Annotated in this window: 11 protein-coding genes; 2 read left to right on the top strand and 9 right to left on the bottom strand. The window is 60.7% G+C overall.

Annotated elements, in window-relative coordinates; genetic code table 11:
• Positions 1-11: 11 nt before the first annotated feature.
• The 4 genes from AB4Y34_RS25085 to AB4Y34_RS25070 all read right to left on the bottom strand — a co-directional run bounded on the left by AB4Y34_RS25085 (position 12) and on the right by AB4Y34_RS25070 (position 4923).
• Positions 12-1721, bottom strand: coding sequence for an FAD-binding protein (locus tag AB4Y34_RS25085; RefSeq protein WP_176378365.1), 1710 nt, complete (start codon positions 1719-1721; stop codon positions 12-14).
• Positions 1721-3079 (bottom strand): SRPBCC family protein, encoded by a 1359-nt coding sequence (locus AB4Y34_RS25080; RefSeq protein ID WP_368717550.1) that lies wholly within the window; start codon positions 3077-3079, stop codon positions 1721-1723. The genes AB4Y34_RS25085 and AB4Y34_RS25080 overlap by 1 nt, the downstream gene beginning before the upstream one ends.
• 159 nt (positions 3080-3238) lie before the next feature.
• Complete coding sequence (locus tag AB4Y34_RS25075; protein ID WP_368717549.1) at positions 3239-4171, bottom strand: electron transfer flavoprotein subunit alpha/FixB family protein; 933 nt, start codon at positions 4169-4171, stop codon at positions 3239-3241.
• A 2-nt stretch (positions 4172-4173) separates the two neighbouring features.
• The gene (locus AB4Y34_RS25070; RefSeq protein ID WP_368717548.1) at positions 4174-4923 is read right to left on the bottom strand and encodes an electron transfer flavoprotein subunit beta/FixA family protein; all 750 of its coding nucleotides are present in this window, start codon (positions 4921-4923) and stop codon (positions 4174-4176) included.
• Between the two features lie 137 nt (positions 4924-5060).
• Between AB4Y34_RS25070 and AB4Y34_RS25065 the strand changes: the two genes are divergently transcribed.
• A complete protein-coding gene (locus AB4Y34_RS25065; RefSeq protein ID WP_368717547.1) occupies positions 5061-6071 on the top strand; it encodes an NAD(P)-dependent alcohol dehydrogenase in 1011 nt (336 codons plus the stop codon).
• Positions 6072-6103: 32 nt separating this feature from the next.
• The gene (locus AB4Y34_RS25060) at positions 6104-6886 is read left to right on the top strand and encodes an SDR family oxidoreductase (RefSeq protein WP_368717546.1); all 783 of its coding nucleotides are present in this window, start codon (positions 6104-6106) and stop codon (positions 6884-6886) included.
• 78 nt (positions 6887-6964) lie between these two features.
• Here AB4Y34_RS25060 and AB4Y34_RS25055 read toward each other — a convergent pair whose 3' ends face one another.
• The 5 genes from AB4Y34_RS25055 to AB4Y34_RS25035 all read right to left on the bottom strand — a co-directional run bounded on the left by AB4Y34_RS25055 (position 6965) and on the right by AB4Y34_RS25035 (position 15218).
• Positions 6965-9445: an RND family transporter gene (locus tag AB4Y34_RS25055; RefSeq protein ID WP_368717545.1), complete on the bottom strand. Its 2481-nt coding sequence runs from the start codon at positions 9443-9445 to the stop codon at positions 6965-6967.
• A 12-nt stretch (positions 9446-9457) separates the two neighbouring features.
• Complete coding sequence (locus AB4Y34_RS25050) at positions 9458-10522, bottom strand: YCF48-related protein (RefSeq protein WP_368717544.1); 1065 nt, start codon at positions 10520-10522, stop codon at positions 9458-9460.
• A 127-nt stretch (positions 10523-10649) separates the two neighbouring features.
• Positions 10650-12011, bottom strand: a complete 1362-nt coding sequence (locus AB4Y34_RS25045) for a DUF1329 domain-containing protein (protein ID WP_368717543.1) — start codon at positions 12009-12011, stop codon at positions 10650-10652.
• A gap of 145 nt (positions 12012-12156) precedes the next feature.
• Positions 12157-13506, bottom strand: a complete 1350-nt coding sequence (locus AB4Y34_RS25040) for a DUF1329 domain-containing protein (RefSeq protein ID WP_368597048.1) — start codon at positions 13504-13506, stop codon at positions 12157-12159.
• Positions 13507-13520: 14 nt separating this feature from the next.
• Complete coding sequence (locus AB4Y34_RS25035; protein WP_255208683.1) at positions 13521-15218, bottom strand: DUF1302 domain-containing protein; 1698 nt, start codon at positions 15216-15218, stop codon at positions 13521-13523.
• Positions 15219-16069 lie beyond the last annotated feature (851 nt).

Below are 16069 nucleotides of genomic sequence, written 5' to 3'. Positions count from 1 at the left end.
ACTCTCCTGTGTCACCAGATCTTTTGCGCGCCGCTCGAATGCAGCGCCGCGATGTAACCGAACACAAACGATGCGCCGATGCTGCTGCCGGCGCCCGGATAACACCGGCCAACCACGGATGCCGTGCAGTTGCCGGTGGCGTACAGCCCAGGGATTTGCGAACCGTCGTCCTTCAGCACACGTCCGAACTCGTCGGTTACGAGACCGCCAGCAGTGCCGACATCGCCTGGATACATGCGCACCGCGTAGAACGGGCCCTCCTCGATCGGCCCGAGATTCGGGTTCGGTTTGATGGTCGGGTCTCCATGGCAGCGATCGAATGCGCGCGAGCCGCGGCCGTAGTCTTCGTCGACGCCCGTTTTGCAGAAGCCGTTGAAGCGCTGGACCGTCTTGAGCAGACCAGCACGGTCGATGCTGCATTTCGCGGCCAGTTCTTCGAGCGTGTCAGCCTTGATCATGTATCCGCTGTCGAGCCACTTCTGTGGAATCTGGCCCGGCATCGCCGTACCCCACGGGTAGTACTTGCGCTGGCGGCTGTCCATCACGACCCACGCGGGCACCGCTTTTCCAGTCTGCTTGTGGCGCTCGTACATGCGTTGACCGATCTCCATGTACGCTCCCGCTTCGTCGCAAAAGCGCTCGCCATCCTGATCGACCATGATCGAAAACGGCAGAGAGAGGTCGAGGTGATGCATGAACGGCAACGGCGAACCATCCGGAGCGCGCGCACCTTCCGGCAGTTCCTCGTTGGGGCCGAGCGACGTCACGACCCACCACGCTTCTTCCATGCAATCCACCGCGCCGCCGAGCGCGATCGCAGCTTGCAGGATTTCACCGGTATCGCCTGGATTCGCATTGGTCCAATCCGCGGACGACGGCTGCGGCTGGTACTTGCGGCGCATCTCCGCGTTGTGTGAAAAGCCGCCCGTATTGAGCAGGACGCCCTGGCGAGCGCGCACGCGCAACTCCCGGCCGCTGCGCACTGCGACAATGCCGACCACCCGCCCCTCCTCGACGATGAACTCCCGTACCGGCGTGTCCGTCCAGATCGGCACGTTCGCGCGCAGCGCCATCTGAAGCATGCGCCCCTGAATCGCCGCACCGTTGGCCACGAGCTCCTTGCCGGTGATCTTCTGGTAAAGCATGCGGCCGCCGAGCTGCATCGCCTTGCGCTTGCCGCCCCACGTCCGCTTCATCAGAAATAGTGTCGGGTACTCGTCCGAGTTGGCTGGCATCGACGGGCCTTTATAGCGCGACAAGCGCGGCGCCCATTCGCCCAGTTCCTTCACGTCGAACAACTTCGCCAAGAGCGAGCGGCCACGGGGTTCCCCGCCGGGCAGCGTGTCGTAGTAATCGGACCAGCCGTCCGCGTACACGAACTGCATCCCCTGCTGCTCGAGAAACTCGGCCATCTTCGGCCCGGTGCGCAGGTAAGCCTCGCGTCGCGCATGCGAGGTGCCCGGACCTTGATACGTCACCGCGGCGTCGAAGTACTGCCGTGCGCGCTCATACGAATCGCTTACGCCGTGGCGCTTCATCACATGATTGTTCGGCAGCCACCAGACACCACCCGAATAGCCGGTCGAGCCTCCGACCTTCGCCTGCTTCTCGATGATCAGCGCTTCCTTGCCCACCGACTTGCAGGCAAGCGCCGCACACATCGAACCACCGCCGCTGCCGACCACCACGAAGTCGTACGTTGCGTCCCAGCTCGTCGACATCACTCCTCCCGCGCGATGAATTCGCGCAGCGCGCGATGGAAGTTCGAAACCGACGTTTCCTGCAGCGGATTCGTGCGCGAACCCTTGAAGCCGCGCGACTTCATCCCCTGCTGCACGTTGGTCATGTTCTGGAAGTCCTGCCACAGGATCAGGCCGAAGTTCTCCTGAGCGTTTTCCTTCCAGTCGTCAACACCGTAGTAGAACTCGCGCTTGAGCGGCGGCTCCGCGCCCGGCGCGAAGCGCTGCAGCGACCAGATGTCGTAGATGCACGAATCGGGGTTGTCGCCGTCCGGGCGTGCGCGGTAAAACAGCGCGCCGTCGGGGTACGGAAGAAACACGAGGTTAGGGAAGACATGCCAGTCCGCGCCCGCGCGACCGAGTTGCTCGAAAGTGATCTCCGGCCAGCCGGCGCCCTCGGCGATCGCCGCTTCGCGTTGGAAATCCATTGCCTTCGCGAGGACTTCGAACTGGTTACCTGAGGGCGACATTTCCGTCATCAGCCGCTTCGCCGCTTCGTAGTCGCGCGCGGTATTGATTGCTTTCAGGGTCTCTTCCATCACACGGAAGAAGTTGACGAGACCCTGACGCACGTCCTCCGGCATCGGCTTGCCGGTTCGCGGTGACGGCGCGCCGATCATGCGCGTGGCCGTCGAGTAGCCGAACATGCCGTGGCGGCCGTAGGCGAAGCTTCGCGTTACGTCATCTCCCGCGACATCCAGCAACTGAGGATGTGTTGCCGCGACGTGATAACCCTCGGTGAACGCTTCGAGTGCAACCTTCCAGTTGCACGGAAGACGAATCGACTTGTACCAGCGGTAGCGCATCTTCTCGAACTCGAAGCAGTTCGTGATCTCCGGTACCGGATCGAGGAATTTAGCGAGCGGCTCCGCGTTCGGGTCCATGTTGATGAACACGAAGCCGCCCCACGTGTCCACCAGAACATCGGTGAGACGCAGATCACCGTCAGTCATTTCCTCGCAGCCGGCCCAGTCGTCACGATCGAGCACGCGCGCGACGCTGCCATCCAGATTCCACTGCCATCCGTGATAGGCACAGTGAAATTTCGAGGCCTTGCCGCTGCCGTTGGTCAAGCGACGGCCACGATGCTGACAGACGTTGAAAAAGGCCCTGATCTGATCAGCCGCCGTTCGCACCACGATGATCGACTCGCCGGCCACGTCGAAGGTGACGTAGTCGCCGACGTTGGGAATTTCTTCCAGCCGACATGCAACCTGCCACACGTGCGGCCACAGGCGCTCGTTCTCCCGCTCGAGAAATTGCTTCGACAGGTAACTGTCCTTCGGCACAAAATCGAGACGGACCGTGTGTTCACCCGAATCGGGACCTCTGTTACCCATTGCTATCTCCTTCGTGATGTGGCCGGCGTAGGCGCCGGTTCCGACTCTTTATGTTGTGGCCGAGTGGTTCGCAATCGATATGCAACGACCGGTTCAATTGTTGTGAACGGCGTTCAGATGCTAGGCTGACGCCCGGATTGCTGTCAATCCGGGCGAACGTCAATCGAGCGCTGCGGTCAGTGCCGGAACAGCTTCGAACAGGTCCGCGCTGAGACCGTAGTCGGCCACCTGAAAGATCGGTGCCTCCGCGTCTTTATTGATCGCGACGATGACCTTCGAATCCTTCATGCCGGCGAGGTGCTGAATCGCTCCCGAGATGCCCACCGCGATATACAACTGAGGCGCGACGATCTTGCCCGTCTGACCGACCTGATAATCGTTCGGCACGAAGCCGGCGTCGACCGCCGCACGCGACGCGCCCACGGCCGCACCAAGCTTGTCCGCAAGCGCGTCGAGGAGCTTGAAGTTGTCACCGTTCTGCATGCCACGGCCGCCCGACACCACGATGTTTGCCGCCGCAAGCTCCGGCCGGCTCGATTTCGTGAGTTCCTGCCCGACAAAACGGGCCTTATCGAAAGCCGGCGCCGATGCAACAGCGCGTGACGGCGCGGCGGTCGAACCGGTCGCTGCTGCATCGAACGCGGTCGGGCGAATGGTGATGACTTTGATCGGGTCGGACGATTGCACTGTTGCCAGTGCATTGCCGGCATAGATCGGACGCACAAAAACATCGGCAGCCTTGAAGGCAACGACATCGGAAATCTGCGCGCTATCGAGCAGCGCGGCCACACGGGGCATGAAGTTTTTGCCCACCGCCGTGGACGCTGCGATCACGTGTGTATAAGCGCGGGCCAACGAGACCACGAGTGCGGCGAGGTTTTCCGGTAACCCGTGCGCGTATTCGGGTGCTTCCGCGACGAGCACTTCGGCGACACCGGCTACGTTCGCGGCTTGCTCGACGGCGGCCGACGCGCCGTGGCCCGCCACCAGCACATGAATGTCGCCACCCACTGCGCCCGCCGCCGTGATGGCGTTGAGCGTGGCGCGCTTCAGGGTCGCATTGTCGTGTTCGGCGATAACGAGAATAGTCATAATCAGATCACCTTCGCTTCGTTTCGAAGCTTTTCAATCAGCGCTGCAACATCCGGAACCATCACACCGCCCTTGCGCGCCGGTGGCTCGGTCACTTCGAGAACCTTCAGGCGAGGCGCGACGTCAACGCCCAGCGCTTCAGGATTCAGCGTATCGAGAGGCTTCTTCTTCGCTTTCATGATGTTGGGCAGCGTCACATAGCGTGGACTGTTCAGGCGCAGATCCGTCGTGATCACCGCGGGCAGATCGAGAGCGACGCGTTCGAGACCGCCATCGATTTCACGCGTGACGAGCAGTTGCTGACCATCCACTTCCGTCTTGAACGCAAACGTCGCTTGCGGCCAGCCGAGCAATGCGGCGAGTTTCTGCCCAGTTTGGCCAGCGTCGTTGTCGATGGCCTGCTTGCCGAGCAAGACCAGTTGCGGGTTTTCCCGCGCGGCTACGGCGGCCAGCAGCTTTGCGACCGCGAGCGGCTGCAGATCCGCATCGCTCTCCACTAGCACCGCACGATCCGCCCCCATGGCGAGTGCCGTACGCAGTACCTCCTGCGATTGCGCGGTGCCCGCCGATACCACGACGACTTCAGTCGCAACGCCTGCTTCCTTGAGGCGCACCGCCTCCTCCACCGCGATCTCGTCGAACGGGTTCATGGCCATTTTTACGTTGGCCAGATCGACGCCCGAGCCGTCGGACTTGACCCGAGGTTTCACGTTGTAGTCGATCACGCGCTTCACCGCGACCAGTATCTTCAATTTGACGCTCCGAACGCTTTGTTGAACAATGTTCTATATTCTGAACCGTTCTTTTTGTAGCTGTCAACGAGAAGAATGAGGAAAGCGTCACTTAGCAATCAATTCGACGCCCTCGTTCAACACCAAGGAGACGACAAATGAAGCTCTATCGATGCGAGCGTTTCGAAGGCATTGCGGGACTGGCGTTATGCGAGGAACCCGATCCGGCGCCACCTGGCGCTCATCAGGTATCGGTGCAGGTCAACGCGAGTTCGCTGAATTTCCGTGAGTTGCTGCTGATGAATGGAGCGTTTCGCGACTGGATGGCACCGAACTTCATTCCGGCCTCGGACGGCGCGGGGGTCGTGCTCGCGGTCGGCGCAGGTGTACGTCGCTTCAAACCGGGTGACCGGGTGATGGCCAACTTCGCGGAGAACTGGCACGGCGGAGCGCGCCCGCAACACGCAGATACTTTGGGCCGCGGCGCCATCGTCGAAGGGATGCTTCGCGACATAGTCGTACTGAGCGAGGAAGAGCTGATTGGTGTTCCCGAGCACCTTTCCGACGAGGAAGCCGCAACACTGCCTTGCGCCGCCGTCACCGCATGGAACGCACTGTGTCAGCATGCGCCCCTGCTGCCGGGCCAGACCGTCCTCGTGCAAGGTTCCGGCGGCGTATCGATCTTCGCTCTGCAGCTGGCACGTCTTTTCGGCGCCCGCGTGATCGCCACTTCGTCCAGCGAATCGAAACTGAAACGCCTGGCCGAACTGGGCGCAGACGCGACCATCAACTACCGCGACACGCCCAATTGGGAAGACGCCGTGCTGCGCCTGACCAATGGCCTTGGGGTCGATCTCGTCGTCGAAGTGGGCGGGGCTCAAACGTTCGGCAAGTCGGTTGCTTGCACACGGGACGGCGGCCGGATCAGCGTCGTCGGACTGCTGACCGGTGCCCCCTCCCCCGGCGAGGGATTCTTCGCGCGCGGACTGACGATCGCACCGATCCGCGTCGGCTCCCGCCAGGACTTCGAATCGATGAACCGCGCAATCGCATTGCACAAACTGCGGCCGGTGATCGACTCGGTCTATGACTTCGCGCATGTACCGGATGCGCTTCGGCACCTCGAAAGCCAGAAACATTTCGGCAAGATCGTCATTCGCCACCAGTAATCAGCCTTCGCGTCATCCACGGGAGTCAGACAATGAAGCTCTTTTCACTGGAAGGACAAATCGCGCTCGTCACGGGCGCATCGCGCGGTCTCGGCTTTGCCATGGCGTCGGCGTTGGCGTCGGCCGGTGCGACCGTCATCCTCTGCGCGCGTTCGCGTACGAGCCTCGAAGCCGCCGCGGAATCGATTCGCAAAACAGGCGGCGTCGTCGATATCGAACCGTTCGACCTCACCGATCAGAACGCCATCCGAAACGGCGTTCGCAACGTCCTTGCGCGCCATGGCCGCATCGACGTACTGCTCAACAACGCGGGCATTTGCGAGTGGAGCGGCTTTCTCGAGTCGAGCGTCGATATGTGGCAAAGAACGATGGATACCAACGTTACGGCCGCATACCTGCTCGCGCAGGAAGTGGCGCGCCCGATGATCGAACGCGGACACGGACGCATCATCAACGTCGGGTCTTATGTGTCGGTGCTCGGCCGTGAGAAGCTTCAAGCGTACGTGGCCAGTAAGCATGCCGTTGCCGGACTCACCAAGTCGCTCGGTGCGGAGCTGGGGCGACACGGCATTCGTTGCAACGGGATCTGCCCCGGCTACTTCCTCACGGATATGGCTGAGCCCGTCACATCGAATCCGCAAATGAAGGAGATCGTGCGCTCGCACATTTCGGTTGGCCGTTGGGGCAATCCCGAGGAACTAGGCGGCGTCGCCGTGTTTCTCGCGTCGCAGGCCAGCTCTTACATGAATGGCCAGATGCTGATGGTCGACGGCGGAGTCTCGGAGATCCTGAGCTTTTCGATGTCCGTGGTGTAAGGACGAGCGGCCAGCGGGCCAACTTATTTGTGCTGCGAGGCGGTGCCGCGCGCAACGCGCGGCACCGCCACATACTCGCTACCGCAGCGTGACCTCGCCGCTACAAGCTTCGACGCTCGCCGAACCACCCGCTACGCCCCTCGCCACCGCCTTGCGCGAAATTCCCTGCAGAAGGAAATGCGACAGCGCCGGGATCAGGATCAGCGCACCGATCATGTTCCACAGGAACATGAACGTCAGCAGGATGCCCATGTCGGCCTGAAACTTGATTGGCGAGAAGGCCCACGTCACTACGCCGGCAGCCAGCGTCACGCCGACCAGCGCCACGACCTTGCCCGTGAACTGCACCGCATGACGATATGCTACGCGCAGCGGCTGCCCCGCACGCTGATACGCGAGCTGCACGCTCAGCAGATAGAGCGCATAGTCGACGCCAATCCCCACGCCCAGCGCGATCACCGGCAGCGTCGCCACCTTCACGCCGATGCCGAGCTTGACCATCAGCGCCTCGCACAGCACCGAAGTGATTCCGAGCGGCACGACGGCCACCACGACCGCGCGCCAGCTGCGGAACGTGATGAAGCACAGCAGGATCACCGCCGCATACACCATGAACAGCATGGTGCGGTTCGCCTTCGCGACAACCACGTTCGTCACTGCATCGATGCCGGCCGAGCCGGCAACCATCAGGAACTGGTGGTCGGCGTCGCTATGTTCTTTCGCGAATGCCTCCGCCGCCTCCATGACACGCGAGAGCGTCGCGGCTTTGTGATCGGTCAGATAGGCGATCACGGGCGCCGTGCCGCAAGTTTGGCTCAGTAGGTCCGGATGATCGAGCAGGATCTGCCACACCGTCTTGTTGACGATCGAAGGCACGCGGTCGACCGTGTACCACTTCGGGTAGCCCTCGTAGAAGCCCGCCGTCACCCAGCGCGCGAGGCCACCGACCGAAGTCGTCGTCTGCACGCCCGGCACGTTGCGCAGTGTGGCTTCGAGTCGGTCAGCCTCGAGAACGAGCGGGAAATTGTCGGCGTCGCACGTGCCGTGCGACGACTTGCCAGCCACGACGAAAAGATCGCTCGACAGGCCGAAATGCGTGTTGACGTAAGCGTTGTCGAGGTTGTAGCGCGAGTCTGGACGAAGCTCCGGCGCGCCCGAATCGAGGTCGCCGATCTGCAGATGCTGACTGATCGACCAGCCGAACGCCGTAAGTGCGGCCGCGCAAACGATCGCACCCACGGCCCAGCGGCGTTCGGTGAAGCGGTCGAGCAGGTTCCACAGCGCGCCTGCCGACGAGGTGCCGCGCGCCTCGTTCTGTTCGCCGCGCACACTGCGTCGTGCCGCCGACGGACTGACGCCAATGTATGAGAGCAGTACCGGCAGCAGCAGCAGATTCGTGAACACGAGCACGCCCACGCCAACGCTCGCCGTGAACGCAAGATCCTTGATCACCGGAATGTCGATGACCATCAGCACCGCGAAGCCAACCACGTCCGCGAGCAACGCCGTGAGACCGGCGAGGAAGAGCCGCCGGAACGTGTAGCGTGCCGCTACGTAGCGATGTGTGCCACGCCCGATGTCCTGAGTGATCCCGTTCATCTTCTGTGCGCCATGCGATACGCCGATGGCGAAAACGAGAAACGGCACCAGCACCGAATAGGGATCCAGCACGTAGCCGAGCGAGCGAATGATGCCGAGCTGCCAGACCACCGCAATCAGCGAGCACGCCACCACCAGCAGCGTGCTGCGATAGCAGCGCGTGTACAGAAAGATCACGCCGAGCGCAATCGCCGCGGCCACGCCGAAGTACATAGCAACCAGCTTGAGGCCGTCGATCAGGTCGCCGATCAGCTTCGCGAAGCCCACCACGTGCACGTGCACCTCGCCGTGACCCTCCTTCTTGATGACCTCGTCGATCTGGTGCGAGAGCTTCGCGTAGTCGAGCGCCTTGCCGGTATCGGCATAGTGATCGAGCAGCGGCAACTGGATCATGCTCGAATGCAGATCATTCGACACGATGCTGCCCACGATGTTTGCGCGCGCCACGTTCGTGCGCAGCTGTGCGATGGCCTGCGCGGACGCGTCGAAGCCGTCCGGCATCACCGGGCCGCCCGCGAAGCCATTCTCCGTGACCACGTTCCAGCGCACGATCGGCATCCAGATCGACTTCACGCCAGGACGGTCGACGCCCGGAATCAGGAACAATGCATCATTGACGCGTCGCAGCGCGGCAAGATACTTCGGATCGTAGATATCGCCCGAGGGATTCTCGACGACGATCCGCAGCGAATTGCCGAGCCCTTTAAGATCCGCCTTGTTGGCGAGATAATTCTTGATGTACGGATGCGACAGCGGAATCATCTTCTCGAAGCTCGCATTCACATCGAGACGCAGCGCCTGAAACCCTAGCACCGCCGTGATGATCGCGCAGATGACGATGAGCCAGGGACGGCGGTTGAAGATCAACCGTTCAAGCGCGTTGCCTGAACGTGAATCGAACTGGGCAAGATCCGCCACAACGGGCATCTTGTCGAATTGGGCATTGTTGCCGCCAGCCATGTCTGCTCCCTTTTAGTTCGACTTCGACAATGTGATCCGCGACAGGCCGGCCGCACCAGCCAGCACCGCGGTGTCGCCGCGCAACGCCATCGCGAAGATGCCGCCCGGCTGGCTCGCGCCAAGTTTTTGAAACGTTGCCCCCTGATCAGCGCTCTCGAGCAGCTCACCCGCCTGGGTCGCGAGAAGAAGGTGACCGTTCGGCAGTTCAGCCGACGCCAGGATGCTCGCGCCGGTCGGCAGCGTGATCTTGTCCCAGGTCGCGCCGCTGTCGATGGAGCGATATGCGTTGCCGAGCAGACCGTAGACGATCAACGCGTTGCCCGTGGAAGCGAGACCGAAGAGGCTGCCCTTCGACGGCGTAGGCACCGCGACGAAACGCTGCTTGCCCGGATCGAGCTTGAGCAGCAGCCCCTGTTCGCCCACGATATAAAGCGTCCCGTTGATACGGCGCATTGCATGCAGGTTCAACGCGTTGGGATTGTCGACGCGATCGAACCAGGGCACCCAGTTCTTGCCGCCGTCGTCGGTGTGGAAAATGATGTTGAACGAGCCGATGACCCAGCCCGAACGCTCATCATCAAACCAGACGTCGAGGAAAGGACGTCCCCCCTGGTCTGCTTCGAAGCGCTCTGCCTCTTCGCGCGACGCCTTCAGATCGGGTGAATCGCCCTGCTGCTTCGCGTAGTAGGCGCTCATCAGCTTCGCCGCCTGCTGGCCGTCGAGCTGCCGTGTCCAGGTATTGCCGCCGTCGGTGGTGTGGAGCACCTCGCCGTCGTGTCCGACCGCCCAGCCGAGCGCGGCCGACTTGAACGTGACAGCGACCAGATCCGAACTCACCGGCACCTGGACCTGGCGCCAGTGCATGGCCATATCGTCCGAAACCAGAATCGCCCCGCGCGGGCCTACCGCGACCAGACGCTGTCCGGCCTGGGCCAACGCGATCAGCGGTTCATGCGCGGCCTGCAGGTTGACCACGGCAGGCGAACGCATCGGATCGGCAAATTCGGCATGGACCGACCCGCTGGCGGCGCATGCCGCCGCGACGAGTGCCAGCCAACGAAACAGGGTATTGCGCATTGTGTCTCCTTCACAGTAACTGGCGATCGGTCACGCGAACAGTCCTGGATTTTTATGAAACTTCTCTGTGCGCCATGCGATACCCGGCATGGCGCACATACTGCGCCTTTCCTTGCACCTGTATCGGCTATCGCACGCCGGTCGACTGCATATGCTCAGGTGTAAAGAAGTCCTTCGTGAAGCTCGCGTTGAACATGATCCCAGGCGACTCCGCCGGATGGCTGCCGAAAATATAGATGCCGCTGTTGAAGTCGTAGAACCAGTTGCCCAGCGAATACGGCACCTTGTAGTCGTATGCAGGCGCCGTGGTCTCGAAGCCACCTCGATACAGCTTGCCGGACTGGTCATAGGCATCCATCATTCCGCCGCCACCGTCTTCGTCGAAATAGAGCGTCTTCTTGCCATACACGTGACGCGAGCCCTGCTTGAGCGCCAGGTCGACGACCCACACACGGTGCAATTCCCAGCGCACATGATCCGGGCTGACGAAATGCGGCGTGAGGATCTTGCTCGCCGGCGTTTCATACTGTTGCTGGTAGTCGTTGTACGGGATGTACATCTCTTTCTTGCCGACGAGCTTCGCGTCCCAGCGATCGATGCGTCCGTAGAACAGCTGGATGTCGTCCATCGTGATCGCGCCCGAATAGCCGGGGTTCGGCGTGTCGTAGGCAAGGTCAGGCGCCACGCGCACGCGGCGCTGACCGGGGTTGTATTCCCACGATTGCTGGTTGTGATCGGCCGTATCGGTGAAGAACCAGTAGAGCGTGGTGTCGCCGATCATTCGCGCCGGCGCAACGAAATCGTTGTTGATGTATTGCCAGATTGCGAAACCGCCCTTCTTCCTGAATTCGCCTTCCTGTTTCAGATCGAAATATGGGTAGTACAGTGAGCTCTTGAATTGCGCGGCGAGGATCGGCGTGCCTCTCGAATCAACCAGCCACGTCTTCACGTTGTTGCGCTGGGCCGTACCCACGTAGCGCAGTTCCCAGTTCCACAATGCTTCCTGACCGTTCTTCGGCACCGGGAACGGCTTGCCGCCGAACGCACCGGAAACGAACAGGCCATTCTTTTCGAGCTTCGCGTTCTGCGCGTTCTTTTCCGAATTCTCGAGATACCAGTCCGGATACGACACCGAGCGATGGGTCGGATAGACGTCCATCCGATAGGTCGGATAACGCTTGAACAGCTCGATCGAACTCGCGCTCAGCTTGTCCGCGTACTGCTGATAGTTCTGGTTAGTGATTTGCAGCACTGCCTTCTCATCCGGGAACGGGTCTGCCCACTTGCCAGAATCTGCCTTGAATCCGGTCGGAAACTGTGTGATACCGCCTGTGTAGGCGGGAATCGTCCCGTCCTTGTTCCCGGCGACTTCGGCCCCGAAAGGCGTGATCCCGTTTTCGATCGCATTCGACATCGGCGCGGCGCAAATTGCTGCAGCAAGCGCGAACGCGTTAATCAACAGCCGGTGCTTCTTCAAAACTGTCTCCATCACTTTCCAGATTGATCCAATACCAAAAGCAACCACACTACTTTCGATGCGTGCGACTCGATCCAGCCACTGCTGGTGAGACGTCCCGCCAGGCAAGCCGGGCGGGACGTCTCACTCAATACCTTATCCTCGACTCAGCGCGCAACTAGCGCACACCCGCAGATTGCATACGCTCCGGCGTGAAGTAGTCGTTCGGGAAGCTCACGTTGAACATGATCCCCGGCGACTCCGCCGGATGGCTGCCAAAAATATAGATGCCGCTGTTGAAGTCGTAGAACCAGTTACCGAGCGAATACGGAACCTTGTAGTCGTAGGCGGGCACCGTGGTTTCGAAGCCACCGCGATACAGCTTGCCCGACTGGTCATACGCGTCCATCATTCCGCCACCGCCGTCCTCGTCGAAATACAGTGTCTTCTTGCTGTAGATATGACGCGCGCCCTGCTTGAGCGTCAGGTCCACGACCCACACGCGGTGCAGTTCCCAGCGCACATGATCCGGATTCACGAAATTCGACGTGAGGATCTTGCTTGCAGGCGTATCGTACTGCTGCTTGTAGTCGTTGTACGGGATATACATTTCCTTCTTTCCGACCAGTTTTGCGTCCCAGCGGTCGATCTTCCCGTAGAACAGCTGGATGTCATCCATCGTGATCGCGCCGGAATAGCCGGGGTTCGGGGTGTCATAGGCGAGATCGGGCGCCACGCGCACGCGGCGTTGGCCCGGGTTGTATGCCCACGATTGCTGATCGTGATCGGCCGAATCCGTGAAGTACCAGAAGAGCGACGTCTCGCCGATCAGACGGGACGGTGCAGCGTAGTCGTTATAGACCTGATACCAGATCGCAAGGGGACCCTTCTTGCGAAACTCCGCTTCATACTTAGGCTCGAAATACGGATAGAGCAGCGAACTCTTGAACTGTGCAGCAAGAATCGGAGTGCCTCTCGAATCGACGAGCCACGTCTTCACGTTGTTTTTCTGGGCCGTGCCCACATAACGCAATTCCCAGTCCCACAACGCTTCCTGACCGTTCTTCGGGACCGGGAACGGCTTACCGCCGAACGCGCCCGAAATATAAAGGCCATTCTTTTCGAGCTTGGCGCTTTGCGCGTTCTTCTCCGAGTTCTCGAGGTACCAATCCGGATACGAAACGGAGCGGTGCGTCGGGTAGATGTCCATCCGGTAAGTCGGATAGCGCTTGAACAGTTCGATCGAAGCGGCGCTCAGCTTGTCGGCGTATTGCTGATAGTTCTGGGCCGTGATTTGCAGAACCGGCTTTTCACCGGCAAAAGGGTCCGCCCATTTCCCGGAGTCGGGCTTGAAGCCGGCCGGGAATTCCTTGATGCCGCCCGTGTAGGCGGGAATCGTGCCGTCCTTGTTGCCGGCAATTTCCGCTCCGAACGGGGTAATCCCGCTCTCGATTGCCAGCGTATAGGGTGAAGCCCAAACGGCGGCGAGTATCGCCAGCGCCTTAAGAAGCTTTGGGAGTCTTTTCACAGGTGCCTCCATCATCAAAACGTTGTCTGATAGGTGATGCCGATCCACGACTTGTCGCTATACGGTGCGCCGAGTGCAGTCGCGGCTCCCGTCGTAGAGTACCCCTTCTTGTTCATGTAATAGGTGTAGGTCACGTTCACCTGGTGCTTGTTGTAAATCGTGAAATCAAGCCCGACCACGAACGTGTTCTGCCCTTGTGCTTCGGCCGCTGGCGTAATGACCGAAGAGTAGCCCTTCAGATTCAGATTGACGAACAGTGGCATCGTCAGATCGACCCCCGGGAACACCTGATACCACTGCGGGCTCGCACCAATGCCGATTCCAGCCCAGAAGCGCGTCGAGCAGTTGTTGAAGGGGTTGTTCCCCGATGCTGAGCATTGGCCGGTCGTGTCATAGCTGGAATTCGCAAAGTTGCCCGCGTTGTGTGTCACGCTCAGCAGCTGGTTGAACGCGAATTCAGCCTGAAGGAACATGTTGTCCCACAAGGGCGTCTTGCCGAACGACTGCGTGACGTTCAGCAGACCGTGCAGCGTGCGACCCGTCGGCGCGTCGTTGACCGTCGTGGTATTGACGGCTGTGAGCGGCATGTTCCAGCGATACGACAGTTCGCCCGCCACTGCCGCGTTGCCGATCGCGCTGTTGAAGCCAGCGCCGATCAGGTTCACGTTGTTGCCGTACTTCGCCGTCACACCGGGCAGGTTGAAGCCAGGGAAGAGTTGCGGTCCCGCACCCGGGAGCAGCACCGCCGCCCATGGCATCTTCATGGCGAAGTGGCGGTACGTGAATTCATAGGTCGTTGCGAGCGAATCGACTCGCCACTTGCCGTTCAGGCCGATGTCGCCTATCTGACCTTTGGTCGGCGCGATGCGAGGAATCCCGAACGTGCCCAGCCCCGGAATGGTTTCGTAGCTGGCGATCGGAGGGCCGTAGAGGATCGGATCCGCGCCGCCGAAATAGGTGCCGCCTTCAGGCAGCCGGTCGTGATTCCATTCGAACGTGTACTGTGCCCCGAGGGAAATCGTGTCGGTAATGTTCGCCGTCACGGCGGCCTGAGCCGTCGGCAACACGATTTCCTTGAGCGAAGCGCTCGGGCTCTGCGTCAGCTTCATCAGGTCGAGCGGCTGTTGACCGATCGCCACCGAGTTCGCACCACCCAGCGTAGCGAACGCCGACTGCCCCCAGGTAATCGCCGTCCGGCCGAGCTTGACGTTTACAGAGTGACCACCGAGGTCGAAGGTGTTGAACACGAACGCATCGCGCAGTTCGGCGCTCGGCCCCTGATAGTACTTCTTGATGTAGCTCGTGTACTCGTTGTTCGGATAGTTCGGCAGAAACGCCGGATTGCTCGTATTGTGATTCTTGAACGTCGGGTCGTACCACGCGTCCATGCTGATGCGGAAGCCGGACGTTTCCTTGTACTTGAAATCGAACTCGCTGTAGAGGTTCAGCATCGCCTGGATCGTGCTGAACTTCGGCGTCGACAGATTGCCTTCATCGAACGTCGGACTGCTGGTGTAGAACTGGTCCGGGTTCTGCAGCCGGATGCCGTAGTCCGCGCGCACCGTGTTGTCCCATTGCATATCGATGTCCGGGTTCGGCACATCGAAGTGAAATGCATTGGCGTTCGCGCTCCACAACCCGCATGCCGCGGCGATACAGGCGGCGTGTACGCCAAGGCTGATCGCCCTTGGCTTAAGACTCTTCTGTTTCATGCGTCTCCTCTTGTCTTTGTCGAACTGCCGCAGAAAAGGCCAAGGCCGTTGGATTCCCGCAGTCTTAGCAATGAAGCGAAACCGGCCTCCCCCACCTCATCAGCATCGCGTTTCAGATACCTCCTACCACGTCACCAGAATACGAATGCTGTTCGCAAAGATAAACGCTCGAAACTCGACTGTCAACGCTCGCCCACCCCTACGTGATGCATTTTTTCGAACGCCGTTCGAAATTCGGGGTAAACGTGGGTTTGCGATTGGTGACGAATTCGAAGCGATGCGCGCATGACCGGAGCACGCATCGGTGCCAGATGCGTGGCCAGCGCGTCGCGCAAACGGGATGCCGGCGACGCTTGCATTGACAAGGCATCCGCGTCGCCTGCGAGGAATGGCGATGCAAACCATGGGTGGCTTCCTGGCAATCCGCGAGAGCGGATCATGAATCGATCTGCAGGCCGCACGCAGCCGGGATTTTTCGGCTCAAGTCCGGTACGCGATGCAGATCAGGGACGAGGTAGTCTTTCGTCTGTCACTTCGAACGCGAAAGGAGGACGAATCGCGGAAGCAGCCGAAAACGCTTGTGCGATTGGATCAGTTTCCCTGGAAGTGCATCCATATATTCTGACCACAAATCGCGACAAGACAAAATTCCTTATCCCGCGCCTGGGCAGGAGTGCATTTCTGGTTTTCGGGGAGGCGGTGGGAACACTCGCCACGCTCCGTCGTCGTGCCGAAAGAAGAATATCGCGAGGGACCTCTCCGAGGCAGACGACCGCGCGAGCACACACCTCGTCTGACTCGAATTTGCGAAGGTACATCGGGTTACGTGCACCGGGGTGGTCGCAGTTGGC

The sequence above is a fragment of the Paraburkholderia sp. BR10954 genome (assembly GCF_040965775.1).
GTDB lineage: Bacteria > Pseudomonadota > Gammaproteobacteria > Burkholderiales > Burkholderiaceae > Paraburkholderia > Paraburkholderia youngii.
Note: the sequence above shows the minus strand (reverse complement) of the source record. Positions and strands in the feature narration are given on the sequence as shown.

What these genes read in the sequence shown, in the direction of transcription:
- AB4Y34_RS25085 (WP_176378365.1), bottom strand. Translation starts at nt 1,721, where the DNA reads ATGTCGACGAGCTGGGACGCAACGTACGACTTCGTGGTGGTCGGCAGC.
- AB4Y34_RS25080 (WP_368717550.1), bottom strand. Translation starts at nt 3,079, where the DNA reads ATGGGTAACAGAGGTCCCGATTCGGGTGAACACACGGTCCGTCTCGAT.
- AB4Y34_RS25075 (WP_368717549.1), bottom strand. Translation starts at nt 4,171, where the DNA reads ATGACTATTCTCGTTATCGCCGAACACGACAATGCGACCCTGAAGCGC.
- AB4Y34_RS25065 (WP_368717547.1), top strand. Translation starts at nt 5,061, where the DNA reads ATGAAGCTCTATCGATGCGAGCGTTTCGAAGGCATTGCGGGACTGGCG.
- AB4Y34_RS25060 (WP_368717546.1), top strand. Translation starts at nt 6,104, where the DNA reads ATGAAGCTCTTTTCACTGGAAGGACAAATCGCGCTCGTCACGGGCGCA.
- AB4Y34_RS25055 (WP_368717545.1), bottom strand. Translation starts at nt 9,445, where the DNA reads ATGGCTGGCGGCAACAATGCCCAATTCGACAAGATGCCCGTTGTGGCG.
- AB4Y34_RS25050 (WP_368717544.1), bottom strand. Translation starts at nt 10,522, where the DNA reads ATGCGCAATACCCTGTTTCGTTGGCTGGCACTCGTCGCGGCGGCATGC.
- AB4Y34_RS25045 (WP_368717543.1), bottom strand. Translation starts at nt 12,011, where the DNA reads ATGGAGACAGTTTTGAAGAAGCACCGGCTGTTGATTAACGCGTTCGCG.
- AB4Y34_RS25035 (WP_255208683.1), bottom strand. Translation starts at nt 15,218, where the DNA reads ATGAAACAGAAGAGTCTTAAGCCAAGGGCGATCAGCCTTGGCGTACAC.